Annotated in this window: 26 protein-coding genes; 14 read left to right on the top strand and 12 right to left on the bottom strand. The window is 37.4% G+C overall.

The window, feature by feature from the left end; genetic code table 11:
- Positions 1-74 precede the first annotated feature (74 nt).
- From FNN08_RS00125 to FNN08_RS00100, 6 genes are all read right to left on the bottom strand, one after another.
- Entirely contained in the window at positions 75-410 is a 336-nt protein-coding gene (locus tag FNN08_RS00125; protein WP_143582613.1) for a hypothetical protein, read from the bottom strand.
- A 180-nt stretch (positions 411-590) separates the two neighbouring features.
- Positions 591-1,424: a hypothetical protein gene (locus tag FNN08_RS00120; protein WP_143582612.1), complete on the bottom strand. Its 834-nt coding sequence runs from the start codon at positions 1,422-1,424 to the stop codon at positions 591-593.
- Positions 1,425-1,560: 136 nt separating this feature from the next.
- Positions 1,561-2,916 carry an aspartate aminotransferase family protein gene (locus FNN08_RS00115; RefSeq protein ID WP_143582611.1) on the bottom strand — a complete coding sequence of 452 codons (1,356 nt, stop codon included), beginning with the start codon at positions 2,914-2,916 and terminating at the stop codon, positions 1,561-1,563.
- A 12-nt stretch (positions 2,917-2,928) separates the two neighbouring features.
- Positions 2,929-4,272, bottom strand: a complete 1,344-nt coding sequence (locus FNN08_RS00110) for a glutamine synthetase family protein (RefSeq protein ID WP_143582610.1) — start codon at positions 4,270-4,272, stop codon at positions 2,929-2,931.
- Entirely contained in the window at positions 4,265-5,035 is a 771-nt protein-coding gene (locus tag FNN08_RS00105; protein WP_143582609.1) for a gamma-glutamyl-gamma-aminobutyrate hydrolase family protein, read from the bottom strand. Before FNN08_RS00105 ends, FNN08_RS00110 begins: the two co-directional genes overlap by 8 nt.
- A 253-nt stretch (positions 5,036-5,288) precedes the next feature.
- Positions 5,289-5,690 (bottom strand): acyl-CoA thioesterase, encoded by a 402-nt coding sequence (locus tag FNN08_RS00100; RefSeq protein WP_143582608.1) that lies wholly within the window; start codon positions 5,688-5,690, stop codon positions 5,289-5,291.
- Between the two features lie 318 nt (positions 5,691-6,008).
- On the opposite strand from FNN08_RS00100, the gene FNN08_RS16285 reads away from it, so the two are divergent.
- The 3 genes from FNN08_RS16285 to gabT are packed head-to-tail and all read left to right on the top strand — an operon-like array spanning position 6,009 to position 8,955.
- The gene (locus tag FNN08_RS16285) at positions 6,009-6,173 is read left to right on the top strand and encodes a hypothetical protein (protein WP_185962526.1); all 165 of its coding nucleotides are present in this window, start codon (positions 6,009-6,011) and stop codon (positions 6,171-6,173) included.
- Between the two features lie 34 nt (positions 6,174-6,207).
- The gene (locus FNN08_RS00095; protein WP_143582607.1) at positions 6,208-7,665 is read left to right on the top strand and encodes an NAD-dependent succinate-semialdehyde dehydrogenase; all 1,458 of its coding nucleotides are present in this window, start codon (positions 6,208-6,210) and stop codon (positions 7,663-7,665) included.
- Positions 7,666-7,677: 12 nt separating this feature from the next.
- The gene (gabT, locus tag FNN08_RS00090; RefSeq protein WP_143582606.1) at positions 7,678-8,955 is read left to right on the top strand and encodes a 4-aminobutyrate--2-oxoglutarate transaminase; all 1,278 of its coding nucleotides are present in this window, start codon (positions 7,678-7,680) and stop codon (positions 8,953-8,955) included.
- Between the two features lie 79 nt (positions 8,956-9,034).
- On the opposite strand, the gene FNN08_RS00085 is transcribed toward gabT, so the two are convergent.
- The gene (locus FNN08_RS00085; protein WP_143582605.1) at positions 9,035-9,958 is read right to left on the bottom strand and encodes a LysR family transcriptional regulator; all 924 of its coding nucleotides are present in this window, start codon (positions 9,956-9,958) and stop codon (positions 9,035-9,037) included.
- Between the two features lie 135 nt (positions 9,959-10,093).
- On the bottom strand, positions 10,094-10,756 hold the full coding sequence (locus tag FNN08_RS00080; RefSeq protein WP_143582604.1) for a TorF family putative porin: 663 nt from the start codon (positions 10,754-10,756) through the stop codon (positions 10,094-10,096).
- A 310-nt stretch (positions 10,757-11,066) separates the two neighbouring features.
- Here FNN08_RS00080 and rpe point away from each other — a divergent pair, with 310 nt between their 5' ends.
- Positions 11,067-11,741 carry a ribulose-phosphate 3-epimerase gene (rpe, locus tag FNN08_RS00075; RefSeq protein WP_143582603.1) on the top strand — a complete coding sequence of 225 codons (675 nt, stop codon included), beginning with the start codon at positions 11,067-11,069 and terminating at the stop codon, positions 11,739-11,741.
- An 89-nt stretch (positions 11,742-11,830) separates the two neighbouring features.
- On the top strand, positions 11,831-12,835 hold the full coding sequence (gene trpS, locus FNN08_RS00070; RefSeq protein ID WP_143582602.1) for a tryptophan--tRNA ligase: 1,005 nt from the start codon (positions 11,831-11,833) through the stop codon (positions 12,833-12,835).
- An 86-nt stretch (positions 12,836-12,921) separates the two neighbouring features.
- Here the strand turns inward: trpS and FNN08_RS00065 are convergent, their stop codons facing one another.
- Positions 12,922-13,884 carry an FHA domain-containing protein gene (locus FNN08_RS00065; protein WP_143582601.1) on the bottom strand — a complete coding sequence of 321 codons (963 nt, stop codon included), beginning with the start codon at positions 13,882-13,884 and terminating at the stop codon, positions 12,922-12,924.
- The gene (locus FNN08_RS00060) at positions 13,875-15,128 is read right to left on the bottom strand and encodes a S1C family serine protease (RefSeq protein ID WP_143582600.1); all 1,254 of its coding nucleotides are present in this window, start codon (positions 15,126-15,128) and stop codon (positions 13,875-13,877) included. The genes FNN08_RS00065 and FNN08_RS00060 overlap by 10 nt, the downstream gene beginning before the upstream one ends.
- Before the next feature lie 322 nt (positions 15,129-15,450).
- Between FNN08_RS00060 and FNN08_RS00055 the strand changes: the two genes are divergently transcribed.
- Genes FNN08_RS00055 through FNN08_RS00045 form a run of 3 tightly spaced genes read left to right on the top strand, consistent with a single transcriptional unit; the run spans position 15,451 to position 16,650 of the window.
- Positions 15,451-15,849, top strand: a complete 399-nt coding sequence (locus FNN08_RS00055) for a hypothetical protein (protein ID WP_143582599.1) — start codon at positions 15,451-15,453, stop codon at positions 15,847-15,849.
- 26 nt (positions 15,850-15,875) lie between these two features.
- Positions 15,876-16,268, top strand: a complete 393-nt coding sequence (locus FNN08_RS00050) for a hypothetical protein (RefSeq protein WP_143582598.1) — start codon at positions 15,876-15,878, stop codon at positions 16,266-16,268.
- Positions 16,269-16,290: 22 nt separating this feature from the next.
- Positions 16,291-16,650, top strand: a complete 360-nt coding sequence (locus FNN08_RS00045) for an MmcQ/YjbR family DNA-binding protein (RefSeq protein WP_143582957.1) — start codon at positions 16,291-16,293, stop codon at positions 16,648-16,650.
- A gap of 20 nt (positions 16,651-16,670) precedes the next feature.
- On the opposite strand, the gene FNN08_RS00040 is transcribed toward FNN08_RS00045, so the two are convergent.
- Complete coding sequence (locus FNN08_RS00040) at positions 16,671-17,606, bottom strand: bifunctional precorrin-2 dehydrogenase/sirohydrochlorin ferrochelatase (RefSeq protein WP_185962525.1); 936 nt, start codon at positions 17,604-17,606, stop codon at positions 16,671-16,673.
- A gap of 175 nt (positions 17,607-17,781) precedes the next feature.
- On the opposite strand from FNN08_RS00040, the gene prmA reads away from it, so the two are divergent.
- The 6 genes from prmA (at position 17,782) to purD (ending at position 24,100) form a co-directional block, all read left to right on the top strand.
- Positions 17,782-18,663, top strand: a complete 882-nt coding sequence (prmA, locus tag FNN08_RS00035) for a 50S ribosomal protein L11 methyltransferase (RefSeq protein ID WP_143582596.1) — start codon at positions 17,782-17,784, stop codon at positions 18,661-18,663.
- 216 nt (positions 18,664-18,879) lie between these two features.
- A complete protein-coding gene (gene dusB / locus FNN08_RS00030) occupies positions 18,880-19,845 on the top strand; it encodes a tRNA dihydrouridine synthase DusB (RefSeq protein ID WP_185962541.1) in 966 nt (321 codons plus the stop codon).
- 16 nt (positions 19,846-19,861) lie between these two features.
- Positions 19,862-20,149 carry a DNA-binding transcriptional regulator Fis gene (gene fis, locus FNN08_RS00025; RefSeq protein WP_033075879.1) on the top strand — a complete coding sequence of 96 codons (288 nt, stop codon included), beginning with the start codon at positions 19,862-19,864 and terminating at the stop codon, positions 20,147-20,149.
- 116 nt (positions 20,150-20,265) lie between these two features.
- Entirely contained in the window at positions 20,266-21,852 is a 1,587-nt protein-coding gene (gene purH, locus FNN08_RS00020) for a bifunctional phosphoribosylaminoimidazolecarboxamide formyltransferase/IMP cyclohydrolase (protein WP_143582594.1), read from the top strand.
- Between the two features lie 116 nt (positions 21,853-21,968).
- A complete protein-coding gene (locus FNN08_RS00015; RefSeq protein WP_143582593.1) occupies positions 21,969-22,787 on the top strand; it encodes a class I SAM-dependent methyltransferase in 819 nt (272 codons plus the stop codon).
- 29 nt (positions 22,788-22,816) lie between these two features.
- Positions 22,817-24,100 carry a phosphoribosylamine--glycine ligase gene (gene purD / locus FNN08_RS00010; protein ID WP_143582592.1) on the top strand — a complete coding sequence of 428 codons (1,284 nt, stop codon included), beginning with the start codon at positions 22,817-22,819 and terminating at the stop codon, positions 24,098-24,100.
- 79 nt (positions 24,101-24,179) lie between these two features.
- Here the strand turns inward: purD and FNN08_RS00005 are convergent, their stop codons facing one another.
- A complete protein-coding gene (locus FNN08_RS00005; RefSeq protein WP_143582591.1) occupies positions 24,180-24,638 on the bottom strand; it encodes an RNA recognition motif domain-containing protein in 459 nt (152 codons plus the stop codon).
- Positions 24,639-25,505: the final 867 nt, after the last annotated feature.

Genomic DNA, 25,505 nt, shown 5'->3' with positions numbered 1-25,505 from the left:
GTCCTCTAAAATGATAAGAAGCCTAAATTAATTCGAAACTGCGAGCTAATCTAGGCTTATTGGATTAATTGCATTTATGCTATTTTTGATTCAGGCACTTCTTCAGCGGCTTTTGCTGCAGCTTCTTTTTCAGCTTTAGCAGCTGCTTTGAGTTTATCACCGACTAAATCTTTACCATCCATAAGTAATAGTAAGTCAGCAAATGATTTTCTGAGCTCTAGGGAGAGTGCTTTGGGTAAAGAGGTTTTATTGCGTGTTGCACGAGCATCAGCATTGAATATGGCTTGGAATCCCTTTTCGATAGATTCGAGTGAATCAAAATCTAAAGCAGGACGTTGTTTACCAACAGCAGCATTATACTCATTGTAAAGTGATTCAACTTTCTGCTGTACTTCCTTAATTCTTTTCATAAGATTCCTTAACTTATTGATTAGCACATTATTTATCCTACAGAATTAAATATTAATGTCTAGTATTTCGGGTTAATCTGCACTTGGTAAAATATGAGATCCATTTTTAGGCACAAAAAAGGCATTGCTAATGCAATGCCTGTTGTATGTGTTGTAGTTAAAAAATTAATTTTCTTTTTGTTATTTTGCTTGCTCGGTTTCGGCTTGCCATTCAAACACATTCATTTCAATTAAGAAGAATGCAACTAACCACAAGAAGCTATCCCAGAAGTCAACAAAACTACCTTCAAAACCCCAGAAAATAGACGCGGCCAGTAAAATTAAATACACAATAGATTTGATGATGTGGCTGTTATTTTCCCAAAATACACTGGTGTATTTACCTAATTGCACACGCACATCAAACTCAAGCATTAATACAACAAGAAGCCAAGCAACAGCATTAATGGCATCGACCCATGCAAGAGCTTGCGTAGTAAATAAATCATCAGAGTTAGTAATAACATTTAAGCTGTCATAGGTGTAGAAACTAGCACCGTTGGCAAGGTAAGTTGCACAGTTTGATTGACTCAGTTGCACATACTCATTTAAGCCTTCCATATAACGCCAATCAGACGCTACTGCACATAAATCAGTGATTGTTGATTCTGAGAAGTTTAATACCAAGCCTATTTTGGTGATATAGCCATAAACTGCATAAACAATAAAAAAATAACAAAACACACGAATACCGTGCATCGCTCTTTTAGTCCAGCCAGTAATTTTATCATCATCTAAGGTGTAGGTTTCTAATTCGAATAACAACAAAAGTAAAACCCAAGCAGCGGTATCAATAGTTGCTGAGAATGCCGCAATAATGTCAGTAAGTGAAAAGCCATTGGCAAAGGTTACTGCGCTGGCAAGTGATTCTTCTTCAAAGAACAACACCACGTTATAAGCAAGCAGGGCATAAATAATGTACTTAAAAGCTTGGTAGCCCCATGAATCAAAATGTTTCTTAAATATACTAATCATTCTACTTCCTAAATTGCCTTTGGATTTAAGCCGCTCATATTGTTTTTATATTGAGTTAGGTCATGGCAAACAATAAAATATAAAAAAATAGACAAATTTACCATTTTAAATTTGTCTATTTTATTAATGATAACAGTTACATAATGCCGTAATGCTTAGCTGTTTCATCAAGTGCTTTTTTAGCCTTTTCAATTAACTCGTCAATTTCTGCTTTAGTAATAACTAAAGGCGGAGAAATAATCATAGTATCACCACAAGGACGCATAACTAGGCCATTAGCTATTGAGAAATCTCGACATACACCGCCGGCTTTACCATCAGATTCTAGGCGCTCGTTTGTAGCTTTATCTTTTACTAGTTCAATACCTGCTACCATACCTAAACCACGAGCTTCACCTACGATTGGGTGCTCAGCGAGTTCTTGCCAGCGTTTTTGTAAATAAGGAGATGTGCTTGCTTTAACATTGCTAACAATACCTTCACTGTCTAATAGCTCAATATTTTTTAAGGCTACAGCTGCAGCAACTGGGTGACCTGAGTAAGTAAATCCGTGGTTAAAATCACCACCTTCTTCAATCAAAACATCAGCTACTTTATCTGAAACAATAACACCGCCAATTGGTTGGTACCCTGACGATAAGCCTTTGGCAATAGTTATTAAATCAGGCTTTAAATCAAAGTAAGTACTTGCAAACCATTCACCTGTTCGACCAAAGCCCGAGATCACTTCATCAAGAATAAATAAAATATCGTACTTAGCTAAAATGCGTTTGATCTCTGGCCAGTAAGAATCTGGCGGGGTAATAACGCCGCCTGCTCCTTGGAAAGGTTCAGCAATAAAAGCACCTACGTTTTCTTCACCAAGTTCAAGTATTTTTGCTTCTAAAGACTGCGCAGCTTTAATACCAAACTCTTCTTTAGATAAGCCATTACCCTCAGCAAACCAATACGGTTGTTCTACATGTTCAATACCTTGAATAGGTAGGTCACCTTGCTCATGCATGTAACCCATGCCGCCAAGGCTTGCCCCTGCAACGGTTGAACCATGATAAGCATTTTTACGACTGATAATAGTTTTCTTAGTCGGCTTACCTTTTAAGTCCCAGTAACGGCGAACCATTCTAAAATTAGTATCGTTTGCTTCTGAGCCAGAGCCAACAAAGAATACTTTATTCATGTGAGCTGGTGCTAACTCTGCAATTTTAGTTGCAAGCTTAGTTGCTGGTTGCGTAGTTGTTTGGAAAAATAAATTGTAATACGGCAGCTCATTCATTTGCTCTTTGGCAACTTCAGCAAGCTCTTTACGACCGTAACCAATGTTTACACACCAAAGGCCAGCCATGCCATCTAAAAATTTATTACCTTCGCTATCGTACATATATACGCCTTGTGCGTTAGTAATGATGCGAGGGCCTTTTTCGGCAAGTGCTTTGTTATCACTAAAAGGTTGAAAGTGATGGGCATTATTTTTTTGTTGTAATTCGTTTTGCATTGGACTGCCTTACTAAACGGTTGTTAATAAAAAGTTTCTTTCCCAAGAGCTGATCACATTTTTAAAATTTTCGTAATCGGCCTTACGCGTTTCAGCAAAGCCTTTAACAAATGCTTCGCCCAAGTACTTTTTAAGTGTTTCACTGTGTTCAAATGCCGCTATTGCCGCATCAATGTTAAGAGGTAATCTATCGTCTAAATTGTAATTAGCTCTGTGGTTCGTTGCTTCGGTTGGCTCGATTTTTTCTTCCATACCTAAATAGCCACAAAGCAAAGTTGCGGCAATGGCTAAATAAGGATTTGAATCTGCACCAGGCAAACGATTCTCAACTCGTCTAGCTTGTATTGGTGAGCTAGGAACTCTTAATCCAACGGCTCTATTTTCTAATCCCCAATGAATATTTACCGGAGCAGCAATGCCTGCGACAAAACGGCGATATGAATTTACGTGAGGTGCATAAATAGCAAGTACTTCAGGAGTGTAGCGTTGTAAACCACCAATGTAATGAGCAAAAGCTTCGGTATCACCATCTTCATTAGCAAATATGTTTTCACCGGTCTTACTGTCAACAATACTTTGATGGATGTGCATGGCACTGCCTGGTTGACCACTTATTGGTTTTGCCATAAATGTTGCTGTAAAACCATGCTTGGTTGCTGCTTCTTTAACTAAACGCTTAAATACAAATACTTGATCGGCTAGTGATAAGGCATCACCATGAACTAAGTTAAATTCAAATTGTGCAGTACCTTCTTCATGCACTACTGCATCTAGGTCGAGGTTTAATTTTTTTGCCCAATCATAAATATCATCAACAAATGGCGAAAATTCACTAAGCGCTTCAATACCAAAAGATTGGCGACCAGATTCACGTCGACCAGAGCGGCCAATAGGTGGCTTTAAAGGTATATTTGAATCATCGTTTGTTTGGGTTAAATATAACTCCATCTCAGGAGCGACAACTGGAGTAAGGCCTTTATCTTTATATAATGATAAAACTTTTTGTAAAATTACCCTTGGCGATAAACTATTAGGCGTACCATCTTGTAAGAAACTGTCATGGATGATCATTGCCGTTGGTTTTTTTGTCCAAGGCAGTAAATAGCAAGCGTTTTCATCTGGTTTTAACACCATGTCGAGATCGCGTTCATCAACTAATTTAAATAAAAACTTATCGTCAATTAAGTCACCACAAGCAGCTTGTAATAAAATTGCTTCTGCAATTCTAAATCCTTGATCATCGATAAATGTTTGTACGGGTAAAATTTTACCTCTTGAAATACCGGTGTGATCCCCTGTAACACATTGCACTTCTTCGACATTATTATCTTGCAACCACTGAGTGACTTTATTCATGGGTATTTCTGTCCTGTTTTCTTAATGAGCATGCTTCGCCAAAAGCTTGAAATAGTTTTGTACTTTGCGGATTTTGTTGAAATTTCCACTCAGGGTGCCACTGCAGTGCCAGAGCAAATGATTTGGCATTATCTACAGAAAAAGCTTCAATTAAGCCATCTTCTGCTGTTGCTTCACTGGTTAAACCTTTACCCAATTGATTTACCCCTTGAGTATGTAAGGAGTTAACATTAAAACTTAAGTCATTGACTATCTGAGCCAACTTACCATTTTCTTTAACTGATATAGGATGCGCTGCTGCGTATTGTTGTTCTAAAGGAAGGTCATTATTTTCTCTATGTTCAATGAGGCCCGAAACTTGGTGGAGTTTTTGATGTAAACTGCCACCAAATGCCACGTTCATTTCTTGAAACCCACGGCAAATCCCCATAATAGGTACGCCTAAATCCACGGCTTTTTTAATTAAAGGCAGGCTTGTACTATCGCGGTGTAAGTCAAGTTTAGTGCCAGGCTCTGCGCCTTCATCTTGATAATAGTTAGGGTCAACCATAGAGTAACCGCCAGTAAATAATATACCATCAACAGAGGAAACCAGTTGCTCTAGTGCCAAAGAACTACCTAAAGCAGGAATTAATAACGGTAAACAATTACTACCTTTAACAATTGCTTGAATGTATTTATCTCCAGCAATATGAAAAGGGTGTGGACCAATAATTTCTCGGTCACAAATAATACCAACAACAGGTAAACTTTTATCAGACATAAACTTTAGTGATTAAATAATGGTGTTCAATTTAATACACACTAGCATATAAAATTATTTACAGTCGAGAAATATGTTAAAAAAGTTGCTGCTTTTATTAGAGGAGGTGTTACTAAGATTATGGTGAATAAGGTAAATCTACTTATTTGATTATTAATTATAGTAGCTAGTTCTGGGGAGATAAGTAATTTATTAAACAATAAAACGGTTGATATATTTTACAAAAAAAATAAATCAACCGTATAAAATTTACTTATGTTCTAAAAAAGTGAACATGTAGTTTTTGTTTAAATTCATTAGTAATAGGCTGTGGTTTTTTATTGGCATAATCGTAATGAACCATGACCGCGGTACCTGATACATACTTTACATTATCTTGCCAAGCTTCCTGATAAATATCTAACGATGTGTTACCAATGCGCTTAACAAATGTTTTAATCTCAACATCTTTACCAAACTTCAGCGGTACATGAAAATCTATCGTCATGTTAGCTAAAATAAGATTCCATTGGGTAAGGTTAAGAGATGCATCAGGGTTGAATAATTTGAAAATAGGATTTCGAGCCGCTTCAAACCACTGAGGAAATACTGTGTTATTAATGTGCCCAAGCGCGTCAGTTTCACCAACTCTTGGTTTAATTATTTCGTAGAACATGTTTAATACCTATTGAACCAGCGCTGTATTATTAGAATAACTATTTGAAACATCGCTTTATTTTTTAACCTAAACCATGAGTTATAAGATAACACGCAATCATTTTTTTGTTCAATAATTTAAACACACCTTAAAGGCTTTATTTATAGTACTTATAACCGATTAATATGTTGCCGCTTATAAGTTTTATAAGCTTCAAACTTATGGTTTAAAGTTTAGTATTTATTGGCTTTAATAAATGGTATTTAATGTATTCATAGTATAGAGAAATAAAAATCTATGCGATTTGTGTAACTTAATCGTTGTTAGGAGCATGTTATGACTCGATCTGAACAAATAAATGAAGACAATAAAGATATTGCGCTAGTTAAACCGTCTGAACAATCTACGGTTGAAAACAATAGCATAAGCAAAACGTCAACAGCTTCTTGTGATGAATATAATGCAATAAACAATGATAGTTACGAGTTAGGATATAACTAATCGCAGCGATAAGTCTGAAAACAAGGTAGAAAATATGCAAAATTTAAATGATGCACAATTACTGAAAACGCATTCTTATATTAATGGCCAATGGCATCAAAGCGAAGCGCAAATTGATGTAACTAACCCTGTTAATGATGCAGTAGTTGCAAGTGTTTCAAATGCTGGGATCAAAGAAACTGAGTTAGCAGTACAAGCAGCTAAAGCAGCTATGCCAATGTGGTCAGCAAAATCAGCAAATGAGCGAGCAGGCTTATTACGTACTTGGTTTAATTTAATGATGCAAAACCAAGATGACTTGGGACGCATTTTAACGGTTGAGCAAGGTAAACCTTTAGCCGAAGCAAAAGGTGAAATAGGTTATGGCGCGGCATTTATCGAATGGTTTGCTGAAGAAGGTAAGCGTGTCTATGGTGACACGATTCCTGCGCCTTCAGGTGATAAACGCATTGTTGTGATCAAACAACCTGTTGGTGTTGTTGCCGCGATTACGCCTTGGAATTTTCCAAATGCGATGATTGCTCGTAAAGCTGCTGCAGCACTTGCTGCCGGTTGTACTTTCGTTGTTCGCCCTGCAACACAAACGCCTCTTTCTGCTTTAGCTATGGCTGAACTCGCTGAGCGTGCAGGTATTCCAGCAGGTGTATTTAATGTTGTGGTTGGCGACGATGCTCGTGGTATGGGGAGAGTGTTAACTGAACATAAAGATGTGGCTAAATTTACTTTTACTGGTTCAACCCCTGTGGGGAAAGCGTTAATAAGCCAGAGCGCTAGTACAGTTAAAAAGGTTTCAATGGAACTTGGTGGTAATGCACCGTTTATCGTATTTGATGATGCTGATATTGATGCCGCAGTTGCTGGTGCTATGGTTTCTAAATACCGTAATGCCGGGCAAACTTGTGTATGTACCAATCGTATTTTTGTACAGCGCGGTGTGTTAGAAAAGTTCACTGAAAAATATGTAGCTGAAGTAGCTGCGCTTAATGTTGGTGATGGCTTAAACGATGGCGTACAAATTGGTCCAATGATCAGCGCAGGGGCTGCTCAAGATGTTGATAAATTAGTTGCCGATTCAATCAGCCAAGGTGCGCAAGTAGCCTTAGGCGGTAAGCGTGGTGAACAGGGTGCTAATTACTATCAGCCAACGGTTTTAACTAATGTCACTAATGATATGGCCATTGCCTGTAATGAAATTTTTGGTCCGGTGTCGCCAATCATTGCTTTTGATGATGAAGACGAAGTAATCGCTCTGGCAAATGATACCGAATATGGCTTAGCAGCGTATTTTTATTCTCGAGATATCGGCCGAATTTGGCGAGTTGCTGAAGGCTTAGAATATGGCATGGTCGGAATTAACGAAGGTTTAATTTCGAATGCTGCCGCACCATTTGGTGGTGTTAAACAATCAGGTAATGGCCGCGAAGGTTCTAAATATGGTTTAGATGACTATTTAGAAATTAAATATCTTTGTATGGGCGGTTTAGGTAAATAAGGTTAGATGAAAATGAACAATCAACAATTACAAGCACGTAAAGTAAAAGCAATCGCTCGTGGTCAAGGTAACATGTACCCAGTGTACGTAGAGCGAGCAGTAAACTCAGAGATCTGGGATGTTGAAGGCAAGCGTTATATTGATTTTGGTACAGGTATTGCCGTGTGTAATACTGGCCACAGTCATCCAAAAGTTGTTGCCGCGGTTAAAGAGCAATTAGAAAAGTTTAGCCATACTTGCGTTATGGTTAATCCATACGAAGTAGCGGTTGAGCTTGCTGAGAAGCTAACTGATATTGCTCCAGGGGAGAGTGAAAAGAAAGCTATCTTTGTATCTACCGGCGCAGAAGCAGTTGAAAACTGTGTAAAGATTGCACGTGCTCATACTGGTCGTCGTGGTGTTATTGCCTTTAATGGTGGTTTCCATGGCCGTACTAATTTAACCATGGCATTAACTGGTAAAATTAGCCCTTATAAGCATTTGTTTGGTCCATTCCCAGGTGATATTTTTCATGCCCCGTTCCCAATCGAAAGTCATGATATTTCAGTAAAACAGTCATTAAAAGCAATTGAAAACTTATTTAAAGTTGATATCGCGCCAACTGATGTTGCAGCAATTATTGTTGAGCCTGTTCAAGGTGAGGGTGGTTTCTATCAAGCACCTGCTGAATTTTTACAAGCTCTGCGTGCCTTATGTGATGAGCACGGAATTGTATTAATTGCCGATGAAATTCAAACGGGCTTTGCTCGTACTGGTAAAATGTTTGCCTTTGAATATGCCAACGTTGAACCAGATCTTATCACTATGGCTAAGGGTATCGCTGGCGGTTTCCCTATTTCTGCTGTTGTTGGCAAGTCTGAAATTATGGACGCTCCTTTACCAGGCGGTTTAGGCGGCACATATGGTGGCTCTCCGGTTGCTTGTGCGGCAGCATTAGCGGTTCTTGATGTTATTGAAGAAGAAAACTTAGTTGCTCGCTCAGCGCAAATTGGTGAGCAATTTAACCAGCGTTTAACTGCAATTCAAGCTAAGCACCCTAAGCTTATTGGTGAAGTTCGTAATTTGGGTTCGATGATTGCGATTGAATTAGTTAAAGATGGTGATATGGAACAACCTAATGCAGAGCTTACCCAAGCGATTATTGGCAAAGCTGCTGAGTATGGTTTAGTACTTTTAGCCTGTGGCTTTTACGGTAACGTAATCCGTTTCTTACCAGCATTAACGATAAGTGACGACTTGCTAAATGAAGGCTTAGATAAATTTGAGCAATTGTTTGATAGCCTTGCTTAACCGTATATTTTATAAACTTTGATACAACAAGAGCAGCTATTTAGCTGCTCTTTTTTATTATACGTCTACTGATATTAAGCTAGTCTTTAAATACCTTATTGACTATTTCTTTCACTAATTCAACTTTAGCCACTTCTCTTGGAAATTTTTTATGCACCATAGATAAATCAAATTGATAGGTTAATGTTTGCGGTTGGATAATGCGTATATCACCTTCGGTTAACTCTCTTTGAATGTATCCTTGAGGCATATAACCTAAATATCTCCCTGATAAAATCATCGATTTTCGAGTATCAAATTGATATGCCTTAGCCGCTAAGTTTAATTTTTTTAACTGCTCTCGACCTTCATTATCAATATCTATTCCAGGGTGAATAGCTGGCGCTTTCGCTAATGCATCAGCAGTTATTTCGCTGTCTTTAACTTTAAAAAATGGGTGTTCTTTTGCACAACAAAGATAAATAGGCTCGCTATGAATGTTTTCATAACTAAGTCCTTCAATGCTTTGATAACTTGGAAAAAGACCGATATGAGCTTTATCTTTTAACAGTAATTTTTCGATATTGTTGATTGAATCGGTATCGAGAACTAAATGTAAGTTGGGAGATTGGTCGTGGATCTGTTGAATTACTTGTGCAAGCTTTAACTGTTTTTCTTTGTCGAGTTGATCTGAACATAAAATAGTTAATTCACCACTAAGCTCTTTCCCCAGAGTACCAACAATCAATGAGAAGTCATCAAGAGAATCGAATAAACTAATCGCTGCATGATAAACTGCTTGTCCATCTTCAGTAAGAGCAAATCCGCCTCTACCGCGTACGCATAGTTTTAATTGCATCCGAGCTTCTAAATTGGTCATGTGGATACTGATTGTGGAGCGAGTAACTCCTAATTGTTTTTCAGCTGCGGCAAAGCCACCATTTTCAACGACAGCTTTAAATATCCTAAGCAAACGTAAATCATACTCGGCGACTGGTTTTGGAATTATAGAGGCTTTAGACAATGTTTTATCAACTTAAAACTTATTAACAATAGTTTGCACTATACCTGCATGTTAAATTTTGATTCAAGTAAAATTTAGACAATAAAAAACCGCCGACTGCAAGCAGTGGCGGTTTTCAGTATTTATAAAAGCGTATTAGAAAGAAGTACCAACGCTAAAGATTAATGATTCTTCACCTTCGCCAGTTTCAAGGTCTAGTTCTTCTGAGTTAGATAGTAGTGCTACACCAATATCGAAACCGCCAATTGAAGTACCGTAACCTAATTCTACGTAATCACCGTCAAAGTCTTCACCCCATGTACCAACTGTTGCGTAAAAACCTTCGTATTCAGCTGTTACGCTGATGAATGAGTAATCTGACTCTGGGATACCTAAACCAGTATCTTCTTCGTGTGTACCTACGTTAAAAGAAGCAGATAAAAAGCTGTAGCTTAAACCTAAGTTAACTTCGTTGTAAGCTGAGTCAAAATCACCTGTGTATTGGTAAGAAGTAAAACCAGCACTTAAACCTAAACCGCCGTCAGTTTCTAAACTGTATGCACCGTAAAAATCAATTTCGATACCGTCTTGAACGTCAGCCGCCCATGTACCTACAGAGAAGTTACCCATTTCATAATCTAAGCCAGCACTTGCTGAAGCAGTACTTGTTTGTGCGATACCACGGAAGAAGTATTGCGATACAACACCAACGTTAGCGCTTAAGCCTTCAATGCCTTCAATAGCAGAAGCTGAAGTTGAAACTGTTGAACCTAGAGCGATAGTCGATAGTAATAGTGAGGTAGTTAATGTTTTTTTCATAATGTTTCCCTGATTTAAATTTTTATTTTAAGTTTTAAATTTACTGAACTAAGAGTTGCAAACAGGGTGCCAATACTAAATTTTATGCTGAAATGCCCATAGATAAAGGCTTGTAAGAATTTGTTTATGGATTGATAGGAAGTTTGCGAAATGTCATATGCACCTAGTTGGTGCGGATTGATTACTTTTTGTGCGTTGGTTTTTAAGGTAAAATGCGTGAAATTGAGTTTTTTACTCTTTGTTACTTCAACTTAAGTGTTTATTTGGTTAAAGTAGCGCCTAAAATAACGAACCCATTTTAAGGTAGCGTATGTCTTCGTTTTTAATAGCTCCATCAATTTTGTCTGCTGATTTTGCTCGTTTAGGTGATGATGTCGCCAAGGTACTAGCTGCTGGCGCAGATGTTGTGCATTTTGATGTTATGGATAATCACTTTGTGCCAAACTTAACCTTTGGTCCAATGATCTGTAAGGCACTGCGAGATTACGGTATAACGGCTCCTATTGATGTGCATCTAATGGTGAAACCGGTAGATAGTTTAGTGCCTGAGTTTGCGAAAGCTGGTGCTGATATTATTACTTTTCACCCGGAAGCAAGTGACCATATAGACCGTACGTTACAGTTAATTAAAGACAATGGCTGTAAAGCAGGTTTAGTGCTTAATCCTGCAACGCCTATCCAAGTATTAGATTTTGTGATGGATAAACTCGATGTTATTTTGTTGATGTCAGTTAATCCGGGCTTTGGTGGACAATCATTTATTCCATCAACGTTAGAAAAATTAAAGTTAGTGAAAGAAAAAATTAAAGCCAGTGGCCGAGATATCCGCTTGCAAGTTGATGGCGGCGTTAAAGGCGATAACATTAAAGAGATTGCCGAAGCGGGTGCTGATATGTTTGTTGCCGGTTCAGCTATTTTTTCAACCAATGATTACAAAGCTGCAATTGACCATATGCGCAGTGAATTAAGTAAAGTAGCACAGTAGTAAAGTAACAAGAATTACTAAGTAATAATTGATCAAATTTAAGGTCAATTAGTTAACGTAAACAGTATTAAAAGGTACAAAGGAATATTATGACCAAGCCAGTCGTGTTAAGTGGTTGTCAGCCATCGGGTGATTTAACTATAGGTAACTATCTAGGTGCATTACGCCAATGGGTAGATATGCAAGATGATCACCAATGTTATTACTCCCTAGTTGATTTACATGCGATTACCGTTCGCCAAGACCCTAAAGCATTACATAAAGCTTGTCTTGATGGTTTAGCATTGTATTTAGCTTGTGGTGTTGATCATACAAAAAGTACTATCTTCGTGCAGTCACATGTACCAGAGCATAGCCAGTTAGGTTGGATCCTAAATTGTTATACGCAAATGGGTGAGCTAAATCGTATGACTCAATACAAAGATAAGTCACAAAAAGCTGAAGCAAATATGAACTCTGGCTTATTTACTTATCCGGTATTAATGGCTGCTGATATTTTACTTTATCAAGCGGATAGAGTGCCTGTTGGCGATGATCAAAAACAACATTTAGAACTTGCTCGTGATATTGCTAACCGTTTTAACAATATCTATGGCAATACTTTTAAAGTTCCAGATCCTTACATCCCTGAATTTGGTGCAAGAGTTATGAGCTTACAAGAGCCTACTAAAAAAATGTCAAAGTCTGATAATAATCCAGGCAACTTTATTGGTTTATTAGAAGACCCTAAAAAAATCACTAAAAAGATTAAACGTGCTGTAACTGATTCAGACGAACAAGCAAATATTTATTTTGATGTGGCTGAAAAGCCGGGCGTTTCTAACTTACTGTCATTGTTATCTTGTGCAACCGGTAATTCTATTGAAAGCTTAGTGCCACAATATGAAGATAAAATGTATGGTCACCTTAAAGGTGATGTAGCTGATGCTGTAGTTGCTATGCTTGAGCCTATTCAGCAAAAGTTCCATCAGTATCGTGAAGACCAAGAATTCTTAAATACCGTGATGCGAGAAGGTGCTGAAAAAGCTTCTGCACAAGCTAGTAAGGTATTAACTTCAGTTTATGACGCGGTAGGTTTTATTGCTCGCCCATAGACGTTACTACTGATAAAAATTTAAAGGCCAATTAATGAAAATTAATTGGCCTTTTTTATCGGGATAAAGAATTAATATAAGGCTTACTATTCTTCCTTACTTTCTTCATCTACAGCTTTAAACAAACTATCACTGTTACTAATAAATTCATCAGGGCTGATAGGGCTAGCAATAGCAAAAGTTGGTGACATTATTGTGCTGTTATATAGCGGATAAGATTTAAACTCTGGTTGATTGCTTAAGTCATACACAAACAAGCTACCATAAATAAATGTGGTTAATCCTAAAGCAAATTTAACTCTACGCTTTGTAGTTTGCTCAAACGCTATATAGAAATTAAACCAAAACATTGCATACGTTAGGCCTATGGCGAGCAGCAAAGTAAACCACTGACCTGACCAATCACTTGAACCATTAAAGCCTAAAAAGGCTTCTAAGAAATCAATTATCCAAAATAAATTAATGATTAAAAATGAGATACCTAATTGATCACTTATACGTGTTTCTCGTTTATTTAAATGTGCCATTAACGAGCAGAACAGTGGCCATAAAGAGTAAGCTAATGTTAGGCCAAACCCCCAAAGGAATAAAGAGTTATAGTTTACTTCCTTGGTTGGCATGTTTAAGTACATAAAGGTAACATTTAAACCGGTAAATACAGCGAGTAAAGCAGCAATAACTGACCAACGGCCAAGCATTTCAACAACGTTTTCAACGGCGCTAAACTTAACACTGGCAACAACAGGGTGGGCAGGCAGTATAAAGCGTAATTGAGTTTTACCTAGCACAATTACATCACCCGATTGGATTTTTTGAGGGTGAGTTATCTTAGTTTTTTTGCCAATAGTTGTACCATTAATGGAGCCAAGGTCTTCAATAAACCATTCGTCATCAACACACTTTAAGCTGATGTGATTTGCACATACATGAGGATCGCTGAGGATCATGTCATTATGATAACCTCGGCCAACTTGTATCTCATTAGTGAAAAACTTGTGACGACCAATAAGCTTTTTACCTCTATTTATCTCTTCAATGATTAGTTCCATGTCACTGACTCCATAAATTTCTTACTGAACTGCTGAGACAGTTTTTTCTCAACCCCAGCTAAAGTAAAATGACTTACTAATGCTTTGTTATTTTTATCTACCGATGCTGCGATATACATCACATCATACAAACCTTGGTACTCTTTATAGGCACGAACACAAAGGATAGATTTATTTTTAATCGATTGGTTTTCTAAACCAGTAATATCATGCTGGCATTCAAATTCTGTAACATCTTCTTTGCTTACATTGTTACCGGTATTTGCACGGGCAATTTGAGCTTGATAAATTTGATAAAAACGAGAACTAGATAACTCAGGTGCGGCAAAATAATGGAACTCCATATCTATTTGACCTGTTGTTAATGACTCAGATATATAGACATACTCTTCCATTTGGCAGTTGGTTACCGCTTTAAATATTAATGCGTCGGGCTTGTCGGCATTTGAATCGCCCCAACAGCGGATATAATTAACGCCTACATCAGGAATGTTGGCATCAGCAAAGGCTTTACTTTGCCAGTCTCCTTGGATTATTTCTGAAATAAGTCTTTGTTGATTTGCTTGTAACTGCTCAGTAATTTGCTCATCAATGGTTTTTTCTACTTGTGCATCGAACTGATTAATTAGATTGGCTAATTTGTCGTGAGGGATTAAAAAGCCAATAGAGTTACCTGAAGAAGCCACATTAATGCCAACAACTTCACCGAAGCGATTTACTACAGGTCCGCCACTCATGCCGGGGTTTACCGAGCCAGTAAAGTGGATGCGATCATTAAATGCTTCTTTCTTTAAGCCATTATATGTTCCCGGTACTACTATCATGCCTAAGTCGTGGGGATTACCTAACGAATAAATTTCCTCACCTTTTTCAGGCGTAAGTTCTGAAATAATAAAATGTTGAGGTTGCGGGTTTTCAGCTAATAACACGATAGCAAGGTCATTAATGACATCTACGGTTTGTAAATCTAACTGGCCTTTTTTTCCTAAGCTATCTTCATACTCAATAATGTATTTTTCGGGATACTGCGCATAACCAGAAATAACATGGTAATTTGTTGCGATATAACCGTTTTCACTAATTTGAAAGCCAGAGCCTATCGATGATTTTTCTGAAGTAGCCTTATCTATTAACCTAATTTGATATAAAGATGGGGCCATTTCTTGAAATATTTGTTGTGCTTGTTCTGTCGCTAGAGCTAGCGAACTAAACAAACTAAGTAGCAGTACGGCAATGCGATGCATGGAGCTTCCTAAAGATATTTTTATTATTATTCATTGTGCCACTTATCAATCGTTGTGAAAAGCTAGGTTTTATTGTTTTAGTTTCAATAACATAATAGAAATATAAACAAATAGCAGTTAAAAAATTAGCATTTCATAAAAATGTCATCTATAAATAATGTATTAAAAATATAATTAAACGCTAATAATTCAACTGATACTGCCCACGGATGAGGGGTCTTCAACTTTTATGGAATTTCTTTGAGTTACTCATTGATATTTTTGTATTTCTGTACAAATAATGTGCCTGCGTATATTCTCCATTATCAAAAAAGGATATGTCATGCGTTATACATTAAGTTTTGGCTATTTAAATTTAGCCACACCTAATATTGTCGAATTGATCATTGATAATAATACAGTTGTCAATGCTGATATGTATCATGAATACCGAGAGTTTATCTCTGACAACTTACAAAAACCGTATGCCGTTTTAGTAAACAATATAAATAATTATTGCTTTACTCCTGAAGCTATTGCTTTATCAGGCTCTACTGAAGATTTATCTGCTATTGCAGTTGTTTCTTATTCAAAAGAAAACATTGCTATCATTGATGAATTTTTTAAATATAAAGATGTAAGCGCTATCAATCTTAATTCTTTTTCTGGTTTAGAAATGGGACGTGGTAAAGCAATTCGCTGGTTAGAAAGTGAATTAACTAAATCAAGTACTAGTGTTTGAGAAACAATTTAATTAATAAGGTTTTTATGAGATACGAGCTTAGCTTTGGTTATATAAATATTCTTGCTGACAATATTGCAGAAGTCATTGTTGATCAAGGTACTATGATGACATTAGAAATGTGTGAAGAATATGATGAATTTCTAATAGAATATTTTACCGAACCTTTCGCAATTTTAGTTAATAAATTACACAACTACTCTTATACCTTCGAAGCTAAATTACATATAGCCTCTTTAGAAAATTTAGTTGCGATTGCTGTCGTAACATACAATAAAGAGGGTGTAGCTAAAACCAAAGACGTTGTCCAAACACGAGCTAATGATGGTTGGAATCTTAAAGAATTTTCTGGTTTGCAGATGGGTAGAGAAAAAGCGCTTAAGTGGTTAGAAAAAGAATTAAATACTATTAAAGTTTAAGATGAGTCTTCATCGCAGTACTATGTCACACCTAAACCTAAAACCCTACCTTCTTAGTAAGCCATGTACCTCACTAAGTTTTCCTTTTGGTGATGACGTCGCTGTGTTTAAGGTTAACAATAAAATGTTCGCCTTATTAGGTCATCATAATGACCTAGATATGATTAACTTAAAATGTGACCCGGATGAGTCTTTAGCACTGCAAGATATATTTCCCGCAATCAAGCCCGCCTACCATATGGATAAAAAGCATTGGATTAGTGTTTATTTTGATGGTTCAGTACCACAGGGGGAAGTAGAGCGGTTAATTGATAATTCGTTTACCTTAGTCGTGAATAAAATGACTAAGAAAGAACAAGCGGCTATTAAGATACATTTATAACCGCTTAAAAATAAAATTAATTACTCAACGGTCTTACCACAAATTATTGTCGTTAATGCTAAAGAGCTTGTTTTAAAATGCTCCTGTTCATTGCCAACGATTACGACTTGTTGATTTTGATTTATTAATTGCTCTATAAGCTGCTTGTCAATCATCTGATGCTTAGCTGCATCACGCCTACCATAATCGAAATAATTATTATCAATACCTTGTGCAATGAAAATAGTATCGGCTTGCTGAAGTTTTTGATAAGCGATTAGGCTTAAATTATCGGGATTTTGATTGAATACCTTAATCAAGGTTAAGCTGCCTGTTGGCATTGCACTTGTTGTGGCAATATTGTTGATTAGTAGTTGTTCTGCTTTATCTTCATTACCTGCTAGCACTTGCTTAGCTATCTCACCTTCTAAGGCATTTTGCCAAAAAGCTTTTCTTTGTGAAAATTGCGATATTGCGTTTTGTATTTTTAAGCGATGTTTTCCACAAAAGGTAGCCAATTTACCGTAACCACTCGGTAGCATTAAATCAATTTTTGACTTGAGCATTTGCAATAAAATAGGCGCATTACCTGAACTTGACATAGCAATTATCATCGGCGAACGATCTATGATTGCTGGAGTGATGTAATTACATCGTGCAGGATCATCAACTACATTAATAAGCATACCTAACTCGTTTGCATCAGTGCATATTTGTTGGTTAATTGCTTCAATGTTGGTAGCAGCAATCACTAGCTGTTTATTTGCTAACACCGCTTTATTATATAAAGCTTGTTGCCAGCACACTTGCGGGTTATTTAATAATGCTTTAACACTGGCTTTTAATTCAGGACTAACAATTGTTATTTTAGCTGGCGTTTTTAGTAGTAACTCAATCTTTCTCGCAGCAACGTTACCTCCGCCAACTACTACCGTATTGAGTTTTTTTGCATCTAAAAAAATAGGAAAGTAGTCCACTGATATCGCCTTTTTGCTGATTTAGTCCATTCGAGCTTAATTTATTTCCTTGATCCTGCATAGAGTAGCAACAATAATTTTTACGAATTAGTTATAAGAATTACAACCTATTAGTGAAGAAGTGTTAAACTACAGACAATTATATTCAACTTTATATTTAGATAGAGATTAAAAGATGCCTTGGATCCAGCTTCGCTTAGCTGCAAATGAAGAAACAGCTGAAAAATATAGTGATTGGCTTATGGCTTGTGGTTCGCAAGCGGTAACGTTTATTGATGCTCAAGATACGCCTATCTATGAACCACTTCCTGGTGATGAAGTGCTTTATTGGCACAATACTGTGGTGATGGGCTTGTTTGATGCTAGTCATGATATGGATAAAGCAATTGCTTATTTACAGAGTATCCACCCAGATAAAGCTGATATGCAGTATAAACTTGAGCAATTAGAAGATAAAGATTGGGAACGTGAATGGATGGATAACTTCCATCCAATGAAGTTTGGTAATCGATTATGGGTTTGTCCAAGCTGGCGTGAAGTGCCAGAGCCAGAAGCTGTAAACGTTATGCTTGATCCTGGCTTGGCATTTGGTACTGGTACTCATCCTACAACAGCATTATGTTTAACTTGGTTAGATTCTTTAGATTTAGAGGGCAAAACGGTTGTTGATTTTGGTTGTGGCTCAGGTATTTTATCACTCGCTGCGTTAAAACTTGGCGCTAAAAAAGTGATAGGTATAGATATTGACCCGCAAGCATTACAAGCGAGTTTAGCCAATGCCGAGCGTAATGGTGTAGAAGACAGATTAGAGTTGTATTTACCTAAAGACCAACCAGAGTTTAAAGCTGATGTTGTTGTTGCTAACATTTTAGCCGGGCCACTTCGTGAACTTGCTCCTGTGATCATGAGCTATGTTGGTGATAACGGCTTATTAGCTTTGTCAGGGATCCTTGAAGAGCAAGGTAGTGAACTACAAGCTAATTATGGGCAGTGGTGTGATATGGACCCTATCGCTGTGCAAGAAGAATGGGTGCGTTTATCAGGAACTCGTAAGTAAAATAATTTTCTATGTGATTAGATGTTAATTACCGAACAAATAAGGCTGTAAATAATTGCTATTTACAGCCTTTTTATTTGCTCAAATAAGTTTCAATAAAAGTCAATATTAAAAAGCACAAAAAAACACAAAATTGTTCAAATTATATGCTTTTATTTCTCAAAAAAAACACGTAAACTTAGCGCCCTTTTGAAGATGAGCTCAAAAAACAATCACGTGCGTATAGGTTCTTATCAGTTAGACAATAATGTGATTTTAGCCCCTATGGCTGGAATTACAGACCGACCATTTCGTCAATTATGTTGTCGATTAGGGGCGGGTATGGCTGTTTCAGAAATGCTGTCATCCAATCCTAAGGTTTGGGCGTCAGGAAAATCTAAATTACGTATGGAACATGGCGATGAAGTAGGAATTAGGTCAGTACAAATTGCTGGTTCTGATCCTGACGAAATGGCTTTTGCAGCTCAGATGAATGCGCAAAGTGGTGCCCAAATTATTGATATCAATATGGGGTGTCCAGCAAAGAAAGTGAATAAAAAATTAGCTGGTTCAGCGTTATTAAAAGAACCATTGCAGGTTGAGCAAATTGTAAAGTCTGTAGTGAACTCGGTAGATATACCAGTAACATTGAAGATTCGTACCGGTTGGTGTGAAAATACACGAAACGGTGTCGAAATAGCAAAAATCGCCGAAGCAAATGGAATTCAGGCGTTAGCTGTACATGGCCGTACTCGCAATGACTTTTATAAAGGCAATGCAGAATACGACACCATTAAAGCAATAAAGAATGCAGTGAGCATTCCAATTATTGCTAATGGTGACATTACTTCTGCTGAAAAGGCAGAACAGGTATTAGATTACACTAATGCCGATGCAGTAATGATAGGTAGAGCAGCACAAGGTAGGCCTTGGATTTTTAGAGAAATTACACATTATCTAAAAACTGGCGAGCATCTTGCTCCGCCAACTATGGCTGAAACTAGAGCTATTTTATTAGCTCATGTGCAAGAGTTACATAATTTTTATGGTGAATTTATGGGCACAAGGATAGCTCGTAAACACGTATCTTGGTATTTGCAAACGCACGACCAAGGAAAACAATTTCGTTCCATATTTAATGCTATTGAGCAGCCACAAGAGCAACTTGCAGCATTAAATGTATTTTTTGATAAATTAACTTAGAAAGAGTCTGAACTATATGTTTGAACAAAATATTACTTCTCCATTTGTTATCGGTGACCTGCAAACTCAGACCAAGGCATCACCTTTACGTACCCAAGCTAAAGTAGCGATTAAAAACTACTTATCACAATTAAACGGCAACGATGTTGATGACATGTATGACCTTGTATTATCAGAAATCGAAGCGCCAATGCTTGAAGAAGTAATGCAATATACTCGCGGTAACCAAACCCGAGCTGCTAACTTACTAGGTATCAATCGCGGTACTTTACGCAAGAAACTTAAAAAGTACGGTATGAACTAAACACGAGCAGGTACGCCTGCGAAACAAAGCACCTTCGGGTGCTTTTCTTTTTTTAAAAGTTGGCAATATAGCTAACAATAAAATTAACAATATTTCATTTAAGGTATAGAAAAACTATGAATACTCCACGCCCAATTAGACGCGCTCTATTAAGTGTTTCTGACAAAACTGGCATTGTTGAGTTTGCTCATGCACTATCTAAACAAGGTGTCGATTTATTATCAACAGGTGGCACAGCTAAATTATTAGCTGAAAACGGTATCCCTGTTACTGAAGTTTCTGATCACACCGGTCATCCAGAAATTATGGATGGACGAGTTAAAACATTACATCCTAAAATTCATGGTGGCATTTTAGCTCGTCGTGATATGGACGAAGCTGTAATGGCAGAAAACAATATTGATGCAATTGATATGGTTGTTGTTAACCTTTACCCATTCGCTAATACCGTAGCTAATGAAGACTGTACTTTAGAAGATGCGATTGAAAATATCGATATCGGTGGCCCTACTATGGTTCGCGCCGCGGCTAAAAACCATAAAGATGTGACTATTATTGTAAATGCTAGTGACTATGATCGTGTTTTAGCTGAAATGACAGCAAACAATGGTTCTTTAAATTACCAAACACGTTTCGACTTAGCTATTGCTGCTTACGAGCATACGGCAAGCTACGATGGCATGATCGCTAACTACTTCGGAAAAATGCTTCCTGCTCACGGCGATGCAGAGGCGAGTGCTACTAAGTTTCCTCGTACTTACAATAGCCAGTTTATTAAAAAACAAGATTTACGTTACGGTGAAAACTCACATCAAGATGCTGCTTTTTACGTTGAAGCAAATCCTGAAGAAGCTTCAGTATCAACTGCTAAGCAAGTACAAGGTAAAGCATTATCTTATAACAACATTGCTGACACAGATGCAGCACTAGAATGTGTTAAAGAATTTGACCAACCTGCTTGTGTTATCGTTAAGCATGCAAACCCATGTGGCGTTGCTTTAGGTGAAAATATTCTAGATGCCTACGAGCGTGCATTTAAAACCGACCCTACTTCTGCTTTTGGTGGCATTATTGCGTTTAACCGTGAATTAGATGCAACTACAGCTGAAGCTATTGTTTCTCGTCAATTTGTTGAAGTAATTATTGCTCCTAGCATTTCTGCAGAGGCATCAAAAATTGTTGCTGCTAAACCAAATGTTCGTTTATTAGAATGTGGTCAGTGGCAAACTAAAACTACTTGTTTTGAGCAAAAGCGTGTTAATGGCGGTTTATTAGTACAAGACCGTGACACTGGCATGGTTGGTTTAGATGACTTGAAAGTAGTTACTAAACGTCAACCTACAGAGCAAGAAATGAGTGATTTATTATTCTGTTGGAAAGTAGCTAAGTTTGTTAAATCAAATGCCATTGTTTATGTTAAAAATGACATGACTATCGGTGTTGGTGCAGGCCAAATGAGCCGTGTATATTCAGCTAAAGTTGCAGGTATTAAAGCTGCGGATGAAAATTTAGAAGTAGCTGGTTCAGTTATGGCATCTGATGCATTCTTCCCATTCCGTGATGGTTTAGATGCAGCTGGCGAAGCAGGTATCACAGCTGTTATTCAACCTGGTGGTTCTATGCGTGATGAAGAAGTTATCGCGGCTGCTGACGAGCATGGTATTGCCATGGTCTTCACCGGCATGCGTCACTTCCGTCACTAATACCTAAAGCATAGCAATTGAAACGTTTTTAAAGAGAGTCAGGTTAAAGCCTGATTCTCTTTTAAAAATCTGCTATAACATAGATTGTTTAACAATCAGGTTTTGGGAAAATAACAATGAAAACAATCAAATCTTTACTAGCTGCAACAGTTTTAGCAACTTTTACCATGAGTGCTGGTATCAATACCGCTCTTGCTGCAACGTCTTTAGAACAAGCTATTTCAGGCGAACATCGTTCTGCTAAAAACAAGTCTCGTGATCAGTATCGTCATCCACAACAAACTCTAGAATTTTTTGGATTAAAGCCAAGTTCTACTGTTGTCGAAATTGCACCTGGCGGTGGTTGGTATACAGAAATCTTAGCACCTGCTTTAAAAGGTACTGGTACCTTATATGGTGCACACTACCCAGATACAGGTAAAGATGATTATTACTCAAAATCTCGCCGTAAGTTAGAAAAAAAACTAGCCAGCAATGAAGTGTTCAGTGAGGTTAAACTTACTAATTTTACACCGAAAGTTGCCAGTGAACTTGCTCCTGCAGGTAGCGCTGACTTAGTACTAACTTTCCGTAATTTGCACAACTGGGGTGATGCTGGCGTTAAGCAAGTATTTGCTGATGCTTATAAAGCACTTAAACCAGGTGGCGTTTTAGGCGTTGTTGAACATAGAATGCCAGCTTCACAATCTTGGGAAGAAAACAAAAAAAGCGGTTATTTCCCGGTGAAAATGACAATTGATTTAGCTGCTGATGCTGGTTTTAAACTTGCAGCGTCATCTGAAATCAATGCTAACCCTAAAGATAGTGCAGATCATGAAAGAGGTGTTTGGACTTTACCTCCGGTATTGCGTTTAGGTGAAAAAGATAGAGCGAAATACTTAGCTATAGGCGAAAGTGATCGTATGACTTTAAAATTTGTAAAACCTGCTAAATAGCGGTCAATTCAAATAGGATTATAAAATTAATGAAAGTTTTAGTTATTGGTAGTGGCGGTCGTGAACATGCTCTTGCATGGAAAGCTGCGCAATCTAATCAAGTAGAAAAAGTATTTGTTGCTCCTGGTAATGCAGGCACAACAACTGAAAATAAAATTGAAAACGTTAATATTTCAGTAGGAAATATTGATGGCTTAATTGAATTTGCTAAAAAAGAAAATATTGGATTAACTATTGTAGGTCCAGAGCAACCACTAGTTGATGGTGTAGTAGATGCTTTTCAAGCCGAAGGTTTAATGATCTTTGGCCCAAGTGCAAAAGCTGCGCAACTTGAAGGTTCAAAATCTTTTACTAAAGACTTCTTAGCTCGTAATAATATCCCAACGGGTTATTACCAAAACTTTACCGAAATTGAACCTGCCATTGCTTATGTACGTGAGCAAGGTGCTCCAATTGTTATTAAAGCGGATGGTTTAGCTGCAGGTAAAGGCGTGATTGTGGCGATGACTTTGACTGAAGCTGAAGGCGCAATTAAAGATATGTTAGCTGGTAATGCGTTTGGTGACGCTGGCCATCGTGTGGTAATCGAAGAATTTCTTGAAGGTGAAGAAGCAAGCTTTATTGTGATGGTTGACGGTAAAAATGTATTAGCATTTGCTACTAGCCAAGATCACAAACGTGCTTATGACGGTGATGAAGGTCCAAACACTGGCGGTATGGGGGCATATTCTCCTGCTCCTGTTGTTACTCCTGAAATCCACCAACGTATAATGGATGAAGTTATCATGCCTACAGTTGAAGGCATGGCAAAAGAAGGAACTCCATACACCGGGTTCTTATATGCAGGTTTAATGATTGATGCCGATGGTACACCGAAAGTGATCGAATATAACTGTCGATTTGGTGATCCGGAAACTCAGCCAATTATGATGCGACTTAAATCAGACTTAGCTGATTTATGTTTACTTGCGTGTAAAGGCCAATTAGACAAAGCAACAATTGAATTTGATCCACGCCCAGCTGTAGGTGTCGTTTTAGCCGCAGGTGGTTACCCAAATGCATATGCAAAAGGTAAGGTTATTTCTGGCTTAGAATTAAATGACTTAAAAGACCGCAAAACCTTCCATGCCGGTACAGCTGAACAAGATGGTAAAATTGTTACTGCTGGTGGCCGAGTTCTTTGTGCAACAGCATTGGGTAATACAGTTACCGAAGCACAAAAAGCAGCTTATGAGTTATTACATCAAATTAGCTGGGAAGAAGTTCAATTTAGAACTGATATTGCCTATCGAGCAATTGCGAGAGAAGTATAGTTAGTCATTAACTAACCTATAGAAATTAAAAAGGCCATTACTCAAATAAGTAATGGCCTTTTTTGTTTAAAGCTGAAGCTTAATCGTGATTATGTACAGGCTCTGGTCTTTCTTTTGCTTCACGTACTTTTAAAGTTCGCTGTTGAAACTCAGTATCGTTAAGAGAAGAAACTGCATTATCTATATCTTGAGCAGACATTTCGACAAAACCAAATCCACGACGCTTACCTGTTTGCTTGTCTTTCATAAGTCGAACAGAGTGAACAGTACCGTGGCCAGAAAAAAGTTCTCGAACTGCCCCTTCGTTTGCGCGGTAAGGAAGATTACCGACATATAATGTTTTTATCTCAACACTAGTCGTTGTCGATGTACCCGTACCAGACATGGCTTTAATGATGATTGGAGATAGTAAAGCACCTAGAAAAAGGCCTACTGCTAAAGCGGTTGCGTCTAAATTTACAAGAGGTGCACTAAAGAAGCCTACTAAGGTAAGACCTGAAGCGACTAGTACCGAAGTTAATATTAATGGAGATTTCATTTTAAATACCTGATTTTTATTTTAATAAAATTATTCTAATCAATTCCTATGTTAACCAAATTTTAACAAACTGCAATTCAAATCACTCAAAAAAGCCGATTAAATTTTGAGCTTATTGATAACTGTAGATAATTTAATAATAGGTTTAACGACTATTGAATAACTTTGTGCTAATAAAAAGTGAAAAAAATGTATGTTAATACGTGTTTTTGAACGCTTTTGCTGATTTATTGACCGAAAAGCAATTAATTTCAAATTAAATTAAAAAACGTGTTGACGTACAGCCTTAAATCTATAGAATGCGCTCCACTTCTTCGGGGCAACCCAAGACAGTGTTTTAATAAGTTAACTAAGTTGATTGATTTAGATAACAGCAACCAAACGTTTTAAAATAGCTTTTAGAAATACTAGCAAAAACTTTAAAAAATAGGTTGACATTAAAACTGGGTGACGTACAATGCGCATCCGCTTCGGGCAAGGCCTGAAGATAAAGAGCGAGGCGAATGCGACCAGCTCTTCTATACGAAGTACAAATCAAAACGTTCATCCATGAACAGATTTGCATAACTACATCGTGTAGCCATCTTTAACAATTAGTTATCATGCAATTTGTGTGGGCACTCACATTGATGTTGATTTTACATAGCTACTTAGTAGCAAATTAACTTAATGATGAATGAACACACAAAACGACTTAATTAATCTTCGGACTTGCTCTTAAGATTGGTTATGGTTTTATGTAAAGTCTTAATCTTCGGATTAAGCAAATTCAGAATTCATTGAGCCGAATCACTTGTTGATTCAAAAACACTTTTTAATTGAAGAGTTTGATCATGGCTCAGATTGAACGCTGGCGGCAGGCTTAAC

Origin of the sequence: Thalassomonas sp. M1454 (assembly GCF_007097525.1) — a bacterium.
Classification (GTDB): Bacteria; Pseudomonadota; Gammaproteobacteria; order Enterobacterales; family Alteromonadaceae; genus Thalassotalea_A.
This window is presented reverse-complemented; position numbering and strand designations above follow the sequence as displayed.